Raw genomic sequence first — 16,499 nt, 5'->3', positions numbered from 1 at the left:
TGCCGAGCCGGTGGGCGCTTCTGCCGGACGTTAGCGGTGCAAACTGGTGGGTAGCGGGACGATACGGCCGCCATCAGTCGAGCCGGAGAACCGTAAGTGAATCGCGGAACGTTCCAGGTGTCTCCCCCGCCACGCCCTCAACTGATGGAGATGTGTGTGTTCAAGGCAACTCGCAGACGATCAGCGGTGCTCGCCGCCCTCATGGCCGCCGGGCTCGCGCTGACCGGCGTCACCACGGCCGCCGCGGCCGCAGGCACCGGCCGCCCTGCCATCATCGGCGGGCGGGCCGCGACGGACTCCTACTCGTTCATGGTCTCCTTCTATCTGCAGGGAATGAGCGACGACCACCACTGCGGCGGTTCCCTCGTCGCGGCCGACTGGGTCGTCACCGCCGCGCACTGCAAGGGGCTCATGAAGCCCGGCAGGACCCAGGTACGGGTCGGCTCCCTCGACCGCGACAAGGGCGGAGCCCTCGTCGGCGTCAAGCGCTTCGTCACCCATCCCGAGTGGAGACCACGCGGCAGGGCCGTCGACATCCTCCTGGTCCAGCTGGACCGGCGGGTGCCCTTCGAGCCCATTCGCATCGCCGACGCCCCCGGCCGGGTGGGCGAGCCTACCCGTGTCATCGGCTGGGGCCTGACGTGTGAGGACAGGGACGATCCCACCTGCAAGCCCAAGTGGCTGCAGGAGCTCGACACCGTGCGCGTGCCCGACAGCAGGTGCGACGCCTTCCACCCAGGTTCCGAGTTGTGCACCGGCGAGCGCCAGGGGCGTGCGGCGAGCGCCTGCAACGGCGACTCGGGAGGCCCGCAGATCCGCATGGTGGCCGGCAGGTGGGAGCTGATCGGAGCCACCTCGCGTGACGGCGACGACGTCGAGGACCGTATGGACGGCGGCGCCGGCTGCTCCACCAACCCCGACGGCGGTCCCGGCGTCGGCATCTGGACCGACGTGACCCACTACCGCTCCTGGATCGCCGACACCATCGCGGCGGAGTCGCACAGCACCTCCTGAACACGCCGCGGTGGCGGCAGGTCGGCGGGGCTACGCGATGCGACATCAGTCGAGGCTGACGCCTGATCCCTCTCAGTAGAGCCGGGTGAGGAGTTCGACGGCCGTCGGCGTGGCGGGGTGCGGGTCGTCGCGCCACCAGGCGAGCCGTACCGCGACGGGCGCGGCGTCGCGCAGCGGCCTGACGACGTTGCCGGGCCTGGGGTACCGGGCGACGGAGCCCTCGGCGGTGACCCCGACGCAGCGGCCCGTCGCGAGTCACTGGAATGGAGCGCGTGGCTCAGCATCGCCGCCAGCGTCGCGGCCAACGTCGTCAGCATCCTGGCTCCCGGCAAGCGGACCGCCACCGGTTGATCAAACATTGACAACGGCCCCGCCTCCACAAAAGATACGGTCATCCGTACAACATGTGGAGGCTGTATGAGACTTCTGGCCATCGTGGTGCTGTTACTGGGCATCATGGTCTCCCCCGCGCGGGCCACCGCCACGATCGAGTCCCGCTACAAGGTCGCGGGACCGTGGACGGTCACCACCGCCGACGTCGGCACCGCCTACACGCTCTACTACCCGGCCGACCTCGGCGGCGGAGGCTTCAAGCACCCGATCATCACCTGGGGCAACGGGACCAACGCGGTGCCGTCGCAGTATTCGGGCGTGCTCAACCAGCTCGCGTCCTGGGGCTTCGCGGTGGTCGCCTCGACGGACAAGACGACGGGGACCGGCTCGGAGATGATCGACGCCGCGCGCTACCTGGTCGCCAGGAACACCGATGCGGCCAGCGTCTTCTACGGGAAGCTCGACGTGACCAAGGTCGGCGCCGTCGGCCACTCCCAGGGCGCGGGCGGCTCGGTCAACACGGCCACCAAGTCGGGCGGCCTGATCACGTCGGTGGTGCCGATCTCCCTGCCCGCCCCCGGCCTGGTGGGGTCTGGAGACAGGTTCTCCGTGGATCAGCTGACCTGTCCCGTGCTGTTCCTCAGCGGCAGCAACGACTGGCTGATCTCCCCGCACTCGGCCGTCCAGGGCTATTACAACGCCGTCCCAGGCGCCGCCGCCAAGGCCATGCTCAAGGGGGCGGGGCACAACACGATCCAGGGCTCGGGCGGCGGCTTCCTCGGATACCTGACCGCCTGGCTGATGTACACCCTCCAGGGCGACTCCACCGCGCGAGGCGCCTTCGCCGGCTCCCCTCCCGAGATCGGCACGAACCCTTCATGGGAGTACGCGGCCCAGAAGAACCTGCCCTAGCCGATCGATCCATTTCAGAGGAGTGCGGGGCCGACGGTCAGCACCCTGCTCTCGAACGAGGCCCCGCCGCCGATGCGGAGGCCGCCGGAGACGTCGGGTTCGACGCCCAGGAGCCGCAGGTAGGCCAGCAACGGCTGGGCGTGCGCGTGCAGGTTGGCCACCGGGTAGGCCTGCATGGCGACGCCGAGGCCGGCCAGGTCCCAGGTGCGTCCGGGGCGGACGGACTCGGGCGGCAGGTAGGCGTCGGGCCCTGACAGCGTGCCCTCCCAGACGTCGGGGTAGGCCGCCGCGTGCGTGGCCAGCGACATCCGCCGCCACCAGGCCCACCCGAGCTCGGGAGCGTGCGCGGCGGCGGCCCAGACGAGCGTCATGTTGATCGCGTACCAGATCGCGCCGTCGGCTCCCGGCGCGTCGGGCCACCTGACCCTGGCGCCCAGCGGCGACGCCGCGGCGGCCGTGTCCTCGATCCGTTCCAGCAGGTCGCGGGCCCGCGCCGGCGAGGCGGCGCCGCAGAGGATCGCCCAGGGCTGGACCTCCAGCCACAGGTCGTTCTCGCCGACCACGGCTCCGGGACCGTAGGCGCGGCGGAACCAGCGCCCGTTCCACTCGCCGGCGACCAGGTCCCGCAGCTCCTCGCCGAGCTTGCGCGCCTCGGCCCCCGTCGCGTGGTCGCCCAGCCGCTCGGCCAGCGCCGCGTAGCGAGGCAGCACCCAGGCGGCCATCGCCGAGTTCAGCACGGACTCGCCGTGCTCGATCATCTCCTCCCTCGGCACGCCGCTCATGGAGATCGCCAGGTCGTTCCAGTCGGCGTTGAGCATCCGCACGTGCCCGTGCTCACCCCGGCCCACGACGTCGGCGAAGAACCGGAACTGCCGCCGCAGGTTCTCCCCGAGCGGCACCGCCCGCGCGGCGTGCACAGGGTGGTACGGCACGGCCTCGCCGAACGCCCGCACGTCCCCCGTCGCGGCCAGGTACTCCGCCCCGAGCCACAGCGCCCACAGGTTCTGGTCGGACGGCCGGAACAGATCGGTCCACGGCGACTTGTCCGGCCGCAGCGCGTACGGCAGGTCCCCGTCGGGGCTCCCCCACGCGCAGGTGTTGCGCAGCACGGACAGGGCCAGGTCGGGCTCGGTGTACACGAGCGGCAGCGCGTGCTGCAGCGGATCGCGCGCGGCGCCGTTGAAGCCGTGCCTGAACGAGTAGCACGAGCCCTGGTCCAGCGTGTGCCCGCCGAGCACGCCGTCGGCGCACGCGCCGCCCGTCAGCAGCGCCGCGTGCCACGGGATCTCCCGCTCGGCCTCGGGAGCCTGGACGGCATGCGCCCGCGGCAGCCGCGCGGCGAGCTTCGCCAGGCTCTCCTCGAAACCGTCGGCGCTCCCCGAGCCTGAGGCGTCCCCCAAGCCGGCGGCCCCCTCCAACCCTGCGACGCCCTCGCAGCCTGCGGCGCCCTCGGCGAGCAGGCCGTAGCGGAACTCCATGACCGCCTCGGTCTCCAGGTCGAGCGTGACGGTGAGCCGCCCCGACCCGGTCCTTTCCCCGCCCAGCAGTTCCAGTTCGAGCCCAGGATCCGCCGCCGGCACGGGACCGCTGATCAGCCTGATGTCGGCGGGGCTGGACTCCCACTCCTCGGTCAGCGTCAGCCGTACCGGCTCGCCGGTCAGGTTGCGCACCCGCAGCCTGATGAGGACCCACGGCCGCTCCCCCTCGGGACAGAGCACCGTGCGCTCGAGCGACACGCGTTCGTCGGCCACCCGCACCACCGCGAACGTCGGCCCGAACAGGCGCTCGGCCGTGGATCCCGCGGTGGACAGCTCGCCGATCCTGCTCACGCCGGTGCCGCGGGTCAGCCACCGCAACCCCGTGTGCTCGTCGAACAGGTCGAAGCGGCCGAAGTTGTCGGCGACCAGTGTGATCCGCCGGTTGCCGAGGTGGACGACGTGCCGCCGCGTCGGGGGGTCCAGGATCGGGTCCCATAACGCGCGCGGGTCGCGCTCCTGGTCCATCGTGTAGAAGAAGGCGGGCAGGCCGTGCAGGCGCGTCCACTCGCCGAAGGAGCTCATGGCCTGGCCTGGCCGAGCAGGACGTTCTTCGCGTCGTTGAGCTCGACGGAGAAGACGGCCAGATCGCCTCTGGCGTGGCGGATCGTGTACTCCAGGGGCAGCCCTGCCTCGGTGGCCGTGGTCCTGCTGGTCGCCAGGAGAGCCGCGGCGATGGGGACGTGCAGCAGCCCGGCCAGGCGGTAGTCGGCGTTGACCGCGCCGATCGTCTCCCTGCCCGAGGCGGGGCTCAGCCCGTACCTGAGCCGCAGCAGGCCGTACAGCGAGCCGGTCAGATCCTCGTCGAGGATGCCCGGCACCAGCTCCGCGGGCAGATGGGCGCTCTCGATCATGCACGGCTCGCCGTCGAGGAGCCTGAGCCGCTCCAGGAACACGATCTCCGCTCCGGCGTCGAGACCGAGCGTGGGCGCCACGGCGGCGGGGCAGGGCCGCGGCTTCGCCTCCAGCACCCGCGTGGTTGGCTTGCGCCCCAGCCGCGCCATCGTCTCGGTGAAGCCGGCGGGCCTGGCACCCAGCTCGGCGGCGACCCCGAGCGGCGCGGTGTAGGTGCCGCTGCCCTGCCTGGCCACCAGCAGGCCCTCCTGGACCAGGTCGCCGATCGCCCGCCGCGCGGTCGCCCTGCTGACCCCCGCGAAGGCCATCAGGTCCTTCTCCGCGGGGATGGGGGTGTCGGGGGCGCAGTCGGCGATCACCGCGCGCAGGCGCTCGCGCAACTGGTAGTAGAGCGGTACGGCAGCGCCAGGCTCGAGTGCCAGCCGCCGCGCCCAGTCGATGTCGGTCATCCGCCCTCTTCCCAATTTGTACGGACGACCGTATCTTTTCCGCCAACAGTGTCCGTGTCAACGGAGGTGCTCGGTCATGGCCGTCTTAACTGGGCAGACGTTGAGGGGCGAGCGGTTCGCCTATTTCGGCGGCGGTTTCGGGATCAACCTCCTGAGCGGGACCATCGGCTCCTACATCCTCATCTACCTCACCGACGTGGTCGGGCTGGCCGCGTCGGCCGTCGGCACGCTGCTCCTGGCGGCCAGGCTCCTGGACGCGGTCGGCGACCCGTTCATGGGGTACGTGATCGACCATCTCCCCGAAAGGCGCGGCGGCCGCTACCGCCCGTACCTGTTCACCGGCGCTCTCCTGGCCTCCGCCAGCTTCCTCTCGGTCTTCTTCGCTCCCCTCTGGACGCCGTGGCCGCTGCTGGCCGCCTGGGTCACCTACCTGATCTGGGGCTTCGTCGCGGACCTGGTCGACCTGCCGTTCATCTCCCTGCTGCCGACGATGGCCGCCGACACGGCCGAGCGGTCGCGCCTGGCGGGACTGTCGACGTTCGGGCGGATCCTCGGCGTGCTGACGATCAACGTGGCGACCATCCCGGTGGTCTCCTCGTTCGCCGACGAGCGGACGGGCTGGCAGGTCTGGGCCCTGTGCCTGGTCCTCGCGTCGCTGGTCATCATGGCGATCGTGCCGGGAAGGGTGCGCGAGCGCGTCCGCCCGGTGAACCCGCAGCGGTACGGCCTGCGCCGGCTGGTCACCCTCATCCTGACGAACAGGGCGGCGATGGTCCTGGTCACGGCCAAGCTCAGCGCCTCGACCGCCATCGCGGCCGGCGGCGCCAGCGTCTACTACTTCACCTACAACGTGGGTGACAGGTCGCTGATCAGCATCGCGGCCCTGGCCATGGTGCCGCCCACGATGCTGGGCGCGCTGCTGGTGCCTGCGCTGATCCGGCGCATCGGGCTCAAGGCCGCCCTGCTGGGCGCGCTGACGCTGTCGGCCGCGCCGTCCGTGGTGATCTGGCTGGCGCACTCGAACGTCACGCTGGTCCTCGTCCTGATGGGGCTGACGGCCGTGGGCGGCGGCGCGACGCTCACCGCGGCCAACGCCACCATCGCCGAGCTCGTGGACTACGCCGAATGGCGCTTCGGCGACCGCGCGGAGGGCGCGTTCACCTCGCTGGCCGCCTTCGCCGCCAAGGCGGGCGCGGGGCTGGGCGGCGCGATGGTGGCCTACACGCTCGCGCTCACCGGCTACGTGGGCGGCGCCAGGCAGAGCGAACAGGCGCTGGACGGGATCGTCTTCGCGATGACGCTGCTGCCTGCCGCCGTGCTGCTGGCCGGCGCCACGGTCTTCCTCGCCTACCCCGTGACCAGGGAACTGTCGGAGCGGGTCGCGGCCGAGCTCGCCGAACGACGCCAGGAGGCTCTTTCGTGATCGTGCCCAGTGCGGCCCAGATGATGGAGTGGATCGAGACGGTGGTCGCGGAAGGCGTCCGCCGCCCCGGGTACCCGGCCGACGACCGGGTGGCTGAGTGGGCGGCGGGGCTGTTCAGGGACTTCGGGCTGTGGGACGTCCGGCTGCCGCCTGTCGAGCTGGAAGCCTGGCACCCTGTCGGCGCCACGCTGCGGGCCCGTCTCGACGCCGACCCGGACAGGATCGTCGAGGTGGCGGCGTTCGCGCTGCCGTACACGATGGAGAAGGCGCGGGTGACGGCACCGCTGGCCCGCGCGCCCGAGCACGGGGCGATCGTGGTGCGGGAGTGCGCGCTCGGCCGGCTCCCCCAGTCGTTGCTGCGTGAGGCCGCGACGTCGTTCTACGATCCTGAGGGCGTCTTCGACCACCTCGAGCAGATCCTGCCCATGGACCTGGACGCGATGGCCGGCCTCCGGGCGGCGATCGAGGCCGGCGCCGCGGGATTCGTCGGCGCGTTCACCGGCATGCCGTGGGAGAGCCGCGACCACTACGTGCCCTACGACGCGGTCCGCAGGCCCATCCCCGCGGTCTGGCTGTCACGCGACGACTCCCGCAGGCTGCTCGCCCTCATGTCCGAGGGACCGTGCACCGCGACGCTCAGCGTCGAGGCGGAGGTACGGCCGGCCGTGTCGCACAACGTGACCGGAGTGCTGCCGGGCCGCTCCGACCAGTGGGTGATCATCGGGTCGCACCACGACGCGCCATGGGCCTCGGCTGTGGAGGACGCCTCGGGCGTGGCGCTCGTGCTGGCCGCCGCCCGGTACTGGTCGCAGGTGCCGCCTGAGCGGCGGCCGCACAACCTGCTGTTCCTGCTCACCGCGGGGCACATGGCCCACGCGGCGGGCACCAGGGCCTTCATCGCGGCCAACAGGGATCTCCTCGGCAGGGTCGTGCTCCAGCTCCACCTGGAGCACGCCGCCCTGCGGTGCGAGATCGTCGACGGCGCCCTGGCGCCGACCGCCGATCCCGAGCCCCGCTGGTGGTTCACCACCCAGGATCCCCGGCTGGAGAAGCTGGTCCACGACACGCTCGTCGCGGAGGACCTGCGCCGGTCGTTCGTCGTACGGCCCGACATCTTCGACCCCATGCCGCTCACGGACGGCGCGTTCTTCTTCCCCGAGCAGGTGCCGCTGGTCCACTTCCTCGCCGCGCCGATGTACCTGTTCGACTCGGCCGACACCATCGACAAGATCGACCGGACCGCCCTGGAGCCGCTCACCAGGGCGGCCGTCCGGATCGTGCTCGGCACCGACGGCTGGACCCGATCACCGGACGGCCGGTGATCGGGGCGGGGCTCAGGCCGGTCGGAAGGCGACGCGGCCGACGAGGGACGTGACGAGGGCCTGGACGATACGCATGATCAGCGCCTCCAGGAGCATCATGGCCGCCTTCGCGAGCACAGAAGCCAGAAATTCAGACACCGAATACCTCACGTGGCTAAACAGATCGTTAGGAAGATAATTCACCACAAATATTGCTATAAGGCCACGATTCTGGTGTCCGTATGGTGAACCGCCGATGACTACTCCGCGCTCGCCCGCTCCATCAGCGCCGCCGCCAGCGCCGCCGCGACGGCGCACCCCAGCCCGATGGCCCAGCCGAACGGACCGATCGGACGGCAGCCGAAGACCTGGCTGAGAGCGGGGACGGAGACGATCACCATGAGGGCGGCCAGCGACGACGCCGACGCGAGGAACACCGTCCGATCCCTGCCCCCCACCGTCAGCGTCTGCAGCAGTTGCGCTCCCACCAGGCCGATGAGCCCGACGGTGGACGCGCGGCCCTGCGTGCCGGTCATCCGGCCGAGCAGCCACGCCGCGGTCGCCGCCGCGGTGGTGGTGACGGCGCGCACGTAGATGTCCCGGGTCAGAGCCGTGCCGAGCGAGACCTCCGGCCCCTCGGCGAGCAGTTTCTCCGGGCTCGCGGCGCTCGGAGGGCGAACGGCCACCGCCATGGCGGGCAGCATGTCGGTGAGCAGGTTGACCAGGAGCAACTGGCGGGCGTTCAGCGCGCTGCGCCTGGACAGCAGGCTGGAGCCGACCGTGAAAGCGATCTCTCCGACGTTCCCGCCGAGCAGGATGCCGAGCGAGTCGCGGACCGAGCCCCACATCGCCCGGCCCTCGGTGATCGCGTCGATGATCGTCTCGATGCGGTCGTCGATCACGACGATGTCGGCGGCGGCCCTGGCGGCGGGGGCGGCACGCGGTCCGAGGGCGACGCCGACGTCGGCGAGCCTGATCGCGGGGACGTCATTGGCTCCGTCACCGGTGACGGCCACCACCTTGCCCGCGCGCCGCAGGCAGGAGATGATGCGGGCCTTGTGCTCGGGCGTGGTGCGCGCGAACACGGCCACCTCGGGCAGCGCCGCGGTCAAGGCGTCGTCGTCCAGCCGCTCCAGCTCGGGTCCCGTCATCACCCGCTGGCCGTTCAGGACGTGGATCTCGGCGGCGATTGCCTCGGCCGTGCTGGGATGGTCACCGGTGATCATGATGACCCGCACGCCGGCTCGCATCAGCCCGTCGACGCTCCGCTTCGCCGTCGGCCGGACGGGATCGGCAAGGCAGAGGAACCCCAGGAAGCTCAGGCGCTCGATGCGGGCCTCGTCGAGATCGGCGCGGCTGGACGCCCCGCGCTCGGCGACGGCGAGCACGCGGAAGCCCTGCAACGCGAGCCTGTCCACCTCCTTCTCCAGCTCACGCCTGATCTTCACGCCCATGGGGACCGGCCTGCCGCCGCGGATCAGGTGGGTGCAGCGGCCGAGCACGACCTCGGGAGCGCCCTTGACGCTCAGCAGATGGCCCGACTCGGACAGGCCGAGCACCGCGTGGTAGCCGCGCGCGGGCTCGAAGGGCAGCTCGTCGACCCGGTGCCACTCCCGCAGGCCGTCCTTGGGCGTGACGTGCAGCTTGGCGGCGCCCTCCACGACGGCGCGGTCCGTGGGATGGGGGATGGCGCGCCCGCCCTCGAAGCGGGGCCCCGCCCGAAGTGCCGCGCCGACGACCCCCTTCAGCTCCGGCGTCAACGTCTCCAGCGCCCGGGCGCGGCTTCCGTTCGAGACCTGTCGCAGGCTGATGCGGCCTTCGGTCAGGGTTCCCGTCTTGTCGAAGCAGAGCACGTCGACCCGGCCCAGCGCCTCGATCGTCGACGGGTTGCGGACCAGGGTGTTGCGCTTGGACAGCCGCCTGCTCGAGGCGAGTTCGGCCACGGTGGCGATGAACGGCAGCCCTTCGGGGACCGCGGCGACGGCCAGGCTCACCGCGGGGGCGAGGGCCCCGGACAGCGGCGAGCCGCGCAGGAGGCCGGTCACCATCAGGACCAGTCCCGACCCGATCGCGGCGGGCAGGATCCTGCGGCTCAGCCTGCGCAGCCGTAGCTCTACGCCGCTCACCAGCGGCCCGTCCGCCGCCAGCCTCGCGGTCCTGCCCGCCTCGGTCTCCGCTCCCGTGGCCACGACCACGGCGAGACCGTGGCCGGCCGCGACGGTGGTGCCCTCGTACACCATCGATCGGCGATCCGCGATGGCGGCCGCGGCGGTGGGCGCGGCGGTCTTGGCCACGAGCTGCGACTCGCCGGTCAGGGTGGACTCGTCGACCTCGAGGCCGACCGCCTGGACCAGCCTGCCGTCGGCCGGTACGGCGTCGCCGGCGCGCAGCTCGATGACGTCCCCGTTCACCAGCTCGTCGGCGACGCCGGAGACACCGCCGCCGGGCCTGCGCAGCCGTACCCGCACGGCGGTGATCTCGGTGAGGCGGCGCAGCTCCCTGTCGGCGCCGCGCCGCTGCGCCCCGCCGATGACGGCGTCGACCACCAGCACGCCGCCGATCAGCACGGCGTCCAGGACCGAACCGACCGAGGCCGACAGGCCCGCGCCCGCGGCCAGGACCGGGGTCAGCGGGTTGGCGAGCTCTTCCACGGACGCCATGGCCAGTGACGTGGGCCCGGCGGACTCCGGCTGCGCCCTCTTCCCCCGGCGGCGCGCGGCCTCGTGCTCGGTCAGCCCGTGCGGCGACGTGCGCAGCAGCGCGAGAACGTCGGGCACCGCCATCGCATGCCACGGCGTGAGGTCGGCGTGCGCCGGCGGCGCCGTCCGCCTGACGTCGCGTCCCACCCACTCCCCTGTGACCAGGGCGGCCACCGAGGTGCAGTCGCGTATCAGGTGCGCCCGTGCGACCGCCGTCCCTGCCGGGCCGAGAACGGCCAGACCCGCGCCGATGACCCCGGCGGCCGCGGCCAGCCTTACGCTGCGCCCGCTCGCCCTCTTCGCGTACGGCACGGAGCGCAGCAGCAGGTGGACCCCGTCGAGATCGCTGATCGCGTCGGCGTCCCACGGAACGCGCCGTGCCCCCCTGAGCACACCGATGCCCAGGTCGGCCTGGCGCAGGCCACGCCTCGACGTGCCGGACACCACGGCCACGACGTGTCCTTCGGACTGCAGCGCCCGCACCGAGGCGAGCAACCGCGAGCCGCCGTCGACGACCTGGTCGACACCGAGTCGCACGCCGAGGCCCGCCTCCCCGCCTGCCAGGGACACGGTGCCCGCGCCCTTGGCCGCGGCGACCACGGCCTCGGCCAGCGGGTGGAGCTCGGGCGCCAGCCCGACCAGGGCGACCGGGGTCCCGTGCCGCGAGACGCTGACCGGCCGTACCCCCTGCCGGCGCCACCCGCGTACTTCCGGGGGTTCGCGCGCCGCCGAGTACGGCCCCGCCGCCCATCCGTCGCGCTCGCGCGAGGCGGCGGGGTCGGTGAGGTCGAGCAGCGTGTAGAGCCGCGCGTGCAACTCGTCCAGGTCCTCGTCCGCGTCCAGCGGGACGACACCGTCGATCGTCCACGCGCCCGTGGTCAGCGCGGCGGCGTCGAGGAGGACCGTGTCGACACGATCCATGCGGCGCAACGCGTCGCGGTGGAGCACCATCCCGCCGCGTCCGGCGAGGGCGCGCACGAGAGCGCTGCCGAAGGCGTCCCTGCCGACGTGCGCGGCCTTCGGGATCCCCGTGATGAGCACGGAGAGCCCTCGCTCGTGATCGCGGCTCACCACGGCGGTGACACCGTGCGCCGCCACCGCGGCGGCGCTCGCGGCGTCGGCGTACCGCTCGACGGGTCCGCGCGGCAGTGGAACGGGGCGGGGCCGCTCCGCGACCCGGGTGTGACGGTAGGACCCGTCGGCGTCGGCGAACTCCTCCTCGCGCAACTCCCATGCTCGGCGCCCCGCGCACGAGTCGATGTAGCGGCCGGCCGCGGCGACGGAGTCGATGAGCATCCCCAGAGGCCGCATCGACAGGGTCTGGGTGACGACGCGAGACGACGCCACCAACGCGTCCGTGGCGGGCCTGCCCATGTACCGCTCCAGCTCCCGCCGGATCCGAGGGGTGTGCTCGGCCAGCGACAGGACGGCGGGCACGGCAGGCGGCAGCTTCGGCAGGCGAGCGACCTGCCCGGCCAGGGCGAGCCCTGTGCCGACAAGGTGCAGGCCCAGGCTCACCGCGGCGCGGGCCTGCTGCTCCACGCCGTCGAGCGCCGTCAGGCCGGCGGCGGGACCTTCGTCCACGTCGAGTTCGTCGACGATGGCCACGAGCTTGTCCAGATCGGCGGTGGAGGCGTCGCAGCCCACGAACACGCAGCCGAGCGCGCCGTTCACCTCGGCCCGGTGCGCACCGGCCGAGCGCAGCCGGTCCTCGAGGGCCCGCGCGGCCGGGTCCGTGCCGGGGCCGCCGATCCGCCTCACTTCGATGCGGACTCCCCCCGCGCACTTCTGTATCCGGCGGGGGCGCGGGAGCATCCTCCGCGCCGGTTCGGGGAGCATGCTCAAGACCGCGTCAACGGGGAGCGACCACATGCCGCCCCCTTGGCGGAACCGTGCAGGCACGCAGGCTGTTCAGAGCACGTGGCAACCCGGATCTCACCCGCCCGACCGCGCGCGTCCCGCGGTGCTCTTCCGAGCGCCTCGGGACGTGGTGGAGGAGGCCCTCTTCGAGGCGGCGGTGGTGCTCTTCGACGCCGGGGTCGACGAAGTGGTGCTCCTCGTCGAAGCGGCGCTCCTTCCCGAGGTGGCGCGCTTCGGGGCGGCGGTCCTCCTCGCCGAGGCGGCGCGCTTCGGGGCGGCGGTCGCGCCTGCCGCGGCGGGGCTCCGCTCGTCGGCGGGAGGGGATGCCTGCGTCCTGCGGGCCGGTGAGCCGCTCTCCTCTTCCCCTTCGCGCCGGCGCCGCGCGATCATCGTCCCCGCGCCGATGGCGGCGGCCACCGGCCACTCGAGCACGCCGACGGCCGCCAGCACGCCGAGCGCGCCGTAGTAGGCGATGCGCTCGGGCGGGGGCAGGAACGTCCTGGCCACGTCCACGGCATGACCGACCTCTTGCCGGGACATGCGCGGCAGCTGCAGATGCGGCATCTCGACGTGCGGCATCGTCAGGTTCGGCATCCGCAGATCCGGAGGGCGGACCTGGATGCTGAGCATCGGCAGGTCGAGCTTGAGCTCTTTGGACGAGCGCGCTCGAGACTGGGCAACGGCCATGGTTCCTCCCCCACTCGAGGACGTCGGACGCCGCGCGCGTGCTCCGGCGCGGCCGACGCACCGCGAGCACCGAGGCGACCCTCGTCTATCGATCCTTCGCGAGGCCGCGTAATACGAATAAGGGTTCCGTGCCCAGTTTTATGGTCAGATATCCGGTTTGTGGCACTCCTTCCGCATCCGGCGGCATGGGTCCATGATCCGGAGCGCCCCCGCTCGCCGACGGCCACCGCCGCGCTCGTAGGAGCACGGGATGGCCGTCACGTCCCGACGCCGTGCCTAGCGGGCGACGTACTCCGCCAGGACAGCGGCCGCTCCCCGCGGATCGTCGACCGGGTGCCGCTTGTTGGCGTTCTGCCAGGAGTAGCTGACTCCGCCGTAGCCGACGAAGACCCACACCGGCAGGCCGGGAGCGGGCCGGTGCACCATGAGGGCGGTGTTGTCGTCCCGGAGCTCGGCGTTGACGCCGAGCAGGACGAGCTGGTCGCGCAGCCGGACGAGCCGGTGCTCCTGGTCGAGCTGCGCCAGGTCGGCGGCGCCGGCGGGCGCTATCCGGGTCACCTGCCACTCCCTCGCCGCTGCCACCTGCGGGTCAGTCGAGACACGTCCTCTCACCCTTGTGAGTCCGATCCACGGCTATGCGTCAGGAACGCAGGAATGCGCCCAGTGTGTCGTTGAACTTGTCGGGCTCCTCGCTGAACGGGGCGTGGCCGCTGTTGTCGAACCTGGCCACCTGCGCCTTCGGCAGCCGGCCTGCCAGCCACTCGTCGAGGTCGCCAGGGAAGATCTTGCTGCGGGCGCCGTACATCAGGAGGGTCGGCACGGAGAGCTCCGGCAGAACGGGACGCAGATCGGCGTAGGCCATGTCGTACCAGATCGACAGGGCCGCCGACGTGGCCATCTTGGTGGTCTCGGCGTAGATCGCGTCGATCACCTCGGCCGGCGGCGTCTCCGCGAAGCACGCGGCGATGAACGGCTTGATCACGCTCGGCCTGGCATAGCGGACGCCCTGCGCGAAGACGGCGAGGTCGGTCGTGGAGTAGCCGCCGAGCAGCGGGAAGTCCCAGCCCTCTCCGTCGAGGAAGCGCGGCGACTGGTCGACGAAGGCCGCCGAGCGCAGCAGGTCGCAGCCGAACTGCTGGACGTAGGACAGGATGACCGCGGCGCCCATCGACCAGCCCACCATGGACACGTCGCGTACCTGCAGGTGCTGCAGCAGGCCGCGAACGTCGCGGGCGTATTGCGACAAAGTGTGGCCATCATCTGTTTTCCCAGACAAACCATGCCCGCGCAGGTCTACAGTGATGACCCGATTGGACCCGCTGAGCGCGCCCACGTTCTGTCCCCAGAACGTGCTGTTCATCGTCCACCCGTGGATGAGCAGCACCGCAGGCCCAGACCCGTGGTCTTCGTAGTAAAGCGGCACACCGTCTGGCAACTCCAGGTATGACATCTTGTCTCTCCCACAGGTGGAAATGTCCGGACCGTAACGACTATCCGCTATGCGCCTTGGCCGTCCAAGGGCTGCGGCCGCGTTGCATAGGGGTTGCATTCGGTACTAGCTTTTTCGGCAGGAGATCATGGACGACTCGACGCGACGGCTGGCCCGTGCTCGCGAGAGCGCGCTGAGCGGCCAACGACCTGCGCAGGTACGCCCTGAGGTACGTGCGTCCTGGGACCGTGCCCGCCTCCAGGGAGTCCATCCCGACCGGTCGCTTCCGCCCATCGAGCTGCCCGAGGACCGCGTGCGCGGGTTGCAACGCGATCATCCGATGGCCTCGGTCTGGCCCACGCTGCTCGGCACGCTGCGCGACGCGGCGACGCAGCCCGGCCATCTGATCTTCGCCAGCGACTCGGCGGGGCACCTCCTCTGGGTCATGGGCGACAGGTCGGCGCGCAGGCTGGCCGAGAGCGTGCACCTGGTGCCGGGCGCGCTGTGGAGCGAGGGCAAGGCGGGAACCAGCGGGGTGGGGACGGCGCTCGCGCTGGGCCAGCCGTTCCGCGTGCGCGGCCCCGAGCACTTCCTGTCGGTCGCCGTGGACTTCACCTGTTCGGCCGCACCCATCAGGAACCCGGTCACCGGCGAACTGCTCGGCGCGATCGACGTGACCTGTCCCACGCGTGCCGCGAACTCCCTGTCGCTGCCCTTGGTCGCCGCGGCCGCGCGGCTGGCCGAGGCGCAGCTGGGCGAGCAGACCAGGCAGCAGGACGAGCGGTTGCGCATGCGCTACCTGGAACATGTCATGCGCCACAAGGGGATTCACAGCGCGCTGGTGGGCGCCGACGGCCGCGTGCTGCACGCGTCGCCGGGCGGCTGGCTTCCGCGGCGCTGGCCGCGGCCTCCCCACGAGGGTCCCGCTACGCTCCCCGACGGCCGGCGGGTGGTGTTCGAACGGCTGTCGCCGTCCGGGCCCTTCGCCGTGCACTGCACCGACGGCGTCGACAGCACGAGCGAGGCCCTGCTGCTGCACGCCCTCGGCCGTGACCGCGCGTGGATCCGCCTGGACGGCGCGGCCCACGAGCTCAGCGCCCGGCACAGCGAGCTCGTCGTGCTGCTGGCGGCCCATCCGGCCGGGTTGACCGCCGACGCGCTCGCCCGCCTGACGTATGGGCAGGGCGGCAAGACGGTCACCGTTCGCGCGGAGATGACCCGGCTGCGCCGCGTCCTCGGCTACCGCCTGGGCTCCGATCCGTACCGGCTGCTCGGGCAGACGGTGGCGGACTTCCTCTCCCTGGACGTCGAGCTGGCCACCGCCGGCGTCGGCGACCTGCTCGACCGCTACCGGGGCCCGCTATTGCCGTCCTCGCGCGCGGAAGGCGTCGAGGCGCTGCGTGACCGGCTGCACCAACGGCTGCGCGGGAAGGTGCTGTCCTCCGGCGACGCCGACGCCATGACGCGCTGGGTCACCGCCCCGCACGGGCGTGACGACCTCGTGGTACGGCAGGCGCTGGAACGAGTGGATGTATCACCCTTGTAGTGACCTTGTATGAGCGACTCCCATCGTTGATCCCGGTTGGGCACCGACTCCGCGTGCCCCGCGACGGTCGGGCGGCAGGTCGCAGCTGTAGCCCGAACCCTCCGTGCGCACCCGCAGCGCCGTGCCGATCAGGGCACGGCGCAGCTGGTGGACGTAGGTGACGATGTTGGCGGAAGCCGAGCGCGGCGGGCTGTCCCACAGTGCCACGATCAGCCGTTCCCTGGAGATCGTCGTGTTCGGATGGAGCAGGAAGGCGCTGAGTACGGCGCGCTGTTTCCCGCTGAGTTGAACGCGTCCCTCCGGGCTGGTGATGCGGACTGTTCCGAGGATCGCGAATTCCACCGCGGGTTCCCCCGTGGGGAGATTGGGAAGATCGCTTTCCCGGAGCGTACACAGCCCGGCAAGTCGATTTCATCGGGGTGCCGGTCCACCGGCCGCCGTTACGCGACAGGCTTT

The 16,499-nt window shown here is 71.9% G+C and carries 14 protein-coding genes; 6 read left to right on the top strand and 8 right to left on the bottom strand.

Annotation, left to right across the window (positions count from 1 at the left end):
* Positions 1-156: 156 nt before the first annotated feature.
* The 3 genes from AB0B45_RS22720 (at position 157) to AB0B45_RS22710 (ending at position 2,259) form a co-directional block, all read left to right on the top strand.
* Entirely contained in the window at positions 157-1,014 is an 858-nt protein-coding gene (locus AB0B45_RS22720) for a serine protease (protein WP_358133557.1), read from the top strand.
* A gap of 117 nt (positions 1,015-1,131) precedes the next feature.
* Positions 1,132-1,365, top strand: a complete 234-nt coding sequence (locus tag AB0B45_RS22715) for a hypothetical protein (protein ID WP_358133554.1) — start codon at positions 1,132-1,134, stop codon at positions 1,363-1,365.
* A 66-nt stretch (positions 1,366-1,431) separates the two neighbouring features.
* Positions 1,432-2,259 carry an alpha/beta hydrolase gene (locus AB0B45_RS22710; protein WP_358133552.1) on the top strand — a complete coding sequence of 276 codons (828 nt, stop codon included), beginning with the start codon at positions 1,432-1,434 and terminating at the stop codon, positions 2,257-2,259.
* Between the two features lie 14 nt (positions 2,260-2,273).
* On the opposite strand, the gene AB0B45_RS22705 is transcribed toward AB0B45_RS22710, so the two are convergent.
* Positions 2,274-4,319: a hypothetical protein gene (locus AB0B45_RS22705; RefSeq protein ID WP_358133549.1), complete on the bottom strand. Its 2,046-nt coding sequence runs from the start codon at positions 4,317-4,319 to the stop codon at positions 2,274-2,276.
* Positions 4,316-5,098 (bottom strand): GntR family transcriptional regulator, encoded by a 783-nt coding sequence (locus AB0B45_RS22700; RefSeq protein ID WP_358133547.1) that lies wholly within the window; start codon positions 5,096-5,098, stop codon positions 4,316-4,318. Before AB0B45_RS22700 ends, AB0B45_RS22705 begins: the two co-directional genes overlap by 4 nt.
* Before the next feature lie 76 nt (positions 5,099-5,174).
* Between AB0B45_RS22700 and AB0B45_RS22695 the strand changes: the two genes are divergently transcribed.
* Positions 5,175-6,521, top strand: a complete 1,347-nt coding sequence (locus tag AB0B45_RS22695; RefSeq protein ID WP_358133546.1) for a glycoside-pentoside-hexuronide (GPH):cation symporter — start codon at positions 5,175-5,177, stop codon at positions 6,519-6,521.
* Entirely contained in the window at positions 6,518-7,843 is a 1,326-nt protein-coding gene (locus tag AB0B45_RS22690) for a M28 family peptidase (RefSeq protein ID WP_358133543.1), read from the top strand. Before AB0B45_RS22695 ends, AB0B45_RS22690 begins: the two co-directional genes overlap by 4 nt.
* A gap of 12 nt (positions 7,844-7,855) precedes the next feature.
* On the opposite strand, the gene AB0B45_RS22685 is transcribed toward AB0B45_RS22690, so the two are convergent.
* The 5 genes from AB0B45_RS22685 to AB0B45_RS22665 all read right to left on the bottom strand — a co-directional run bounded on the left by AB0B45_RS22685 (position 7,856) and on the right by AB0B45_RS22665 (position 14,518).
* The gene (locus tag AB0B45_RS22685; RefSeq protein WP_358133541.1) at positions 7,856-7,981 is read right to left on the bottom strand and encodes a hypothetical protein; all 126 of its coding nucleotides are present in this window, start codon (positions 7,979-7,981) and stop codon (positions 7,856-7,858) included.
* Positions 7,982-8,082: 101 nt separating this feature from the next.
* Positions 8,083-12,282, bottom strand: a complete 4,200-nt coding sequence (locus AB0B45_RS22680) for a cation-translocating P-type ATPase (RefSeq protein ID WP_358133538.1) — start codon at positions 12,280-12,282, stop codon at positions 8,083-8,085.
* A gap of 174 nt (positions 12,283-12,456) precedes the next feature.
* Positions 12,457-13,068, bottom strand: a complete 612-nt coding sequence (locus AB0B45_RS22675) for a hypothetical protein (RefSeq protein ID WP_358133536.1) — start codon at positions 13,066-13,068, stop codon at positions 12,457-12,459.
* Positions 13,069-13,344: 276 nt separating this feature from the next.
* The gene (locus AB0B45_RS22670; RefSeq protein WP_358133534.1) at positions 13,345-13,626 is read right to left on the bottom strand and encodes a hypothetical protein; all 282 of its coding nucleotides are present in this window, start codon (positions 13,624-13,626) and stop codon (positions 13,345-13,347) included.
* Between the two features lie 82 nt (positions 13,627-13,708).
* Positions 13,709-14,518 carry an alpha/beta hydrolase gene (locus AB0B45_RS22665; RefSeq protein ID WP_358133531.1) on the bottom strand — a complete coding sequence of 270 codons (810 nt, stop codon included), beginning with the start codon at positions 14,516-14,518 and terminating at the stop codon, positions 13,709-13,711.
* A gap of 127 nt (positions 14,519-14,645) precedes the next feature.
* Between AB0B45_RS22665 and AB0B45_RS22660 the strand changes: the two genes are divergently transcribed.
* Positions 14,646-16,043: a GAF domain-containing protein gene (locus AB0B45_RS22660; protein ID WP_358133529.1), complete on the top strand. Its 1,398-nt coding sequence runs from the start codon at positions 14,646-14,648 to the stop codon at positions 16,041-16,043.
* Here the strand turns inward: AB0B45_RS22660 and AB0B45_RS22655 are convergent.
* Positions 16,032-16,385 carry a winged helix-turn-helix domain-containing protein gene (locus tag AB0B45_RS22655; protein WP_358133526.1) on the bottom strand — a complete coding sequence of 118 codons (354 nt, stop codon included), beginning with the start codon at positions 16,383-16,385 and terminating at the stop codon, positions 16,032-16,034. The genes AB0B45_RS22660 and AB0B45_RS22655 overlap by 12 nt on opposite strands.
* Between the last annotated feature and the right edge of the window lie 114 nt (positions 16,386-16,499).

This window comes from Nonomuraea sp. NPDC049152, from assembly GCF_040648355.1.
In the GTDB taxonomy this organism is placed as follows: domain Bacteria; phylum Actinomycetota; class Actinomycetes; order Streptosporangiales; family Streptosporangiaceae; genus Nonomuraea.
The sequence above is the reverse complement of the archived record's forward strand: the minus strand, read 5'-3'. Positions and strand labels throughout refer to the sequence as shown.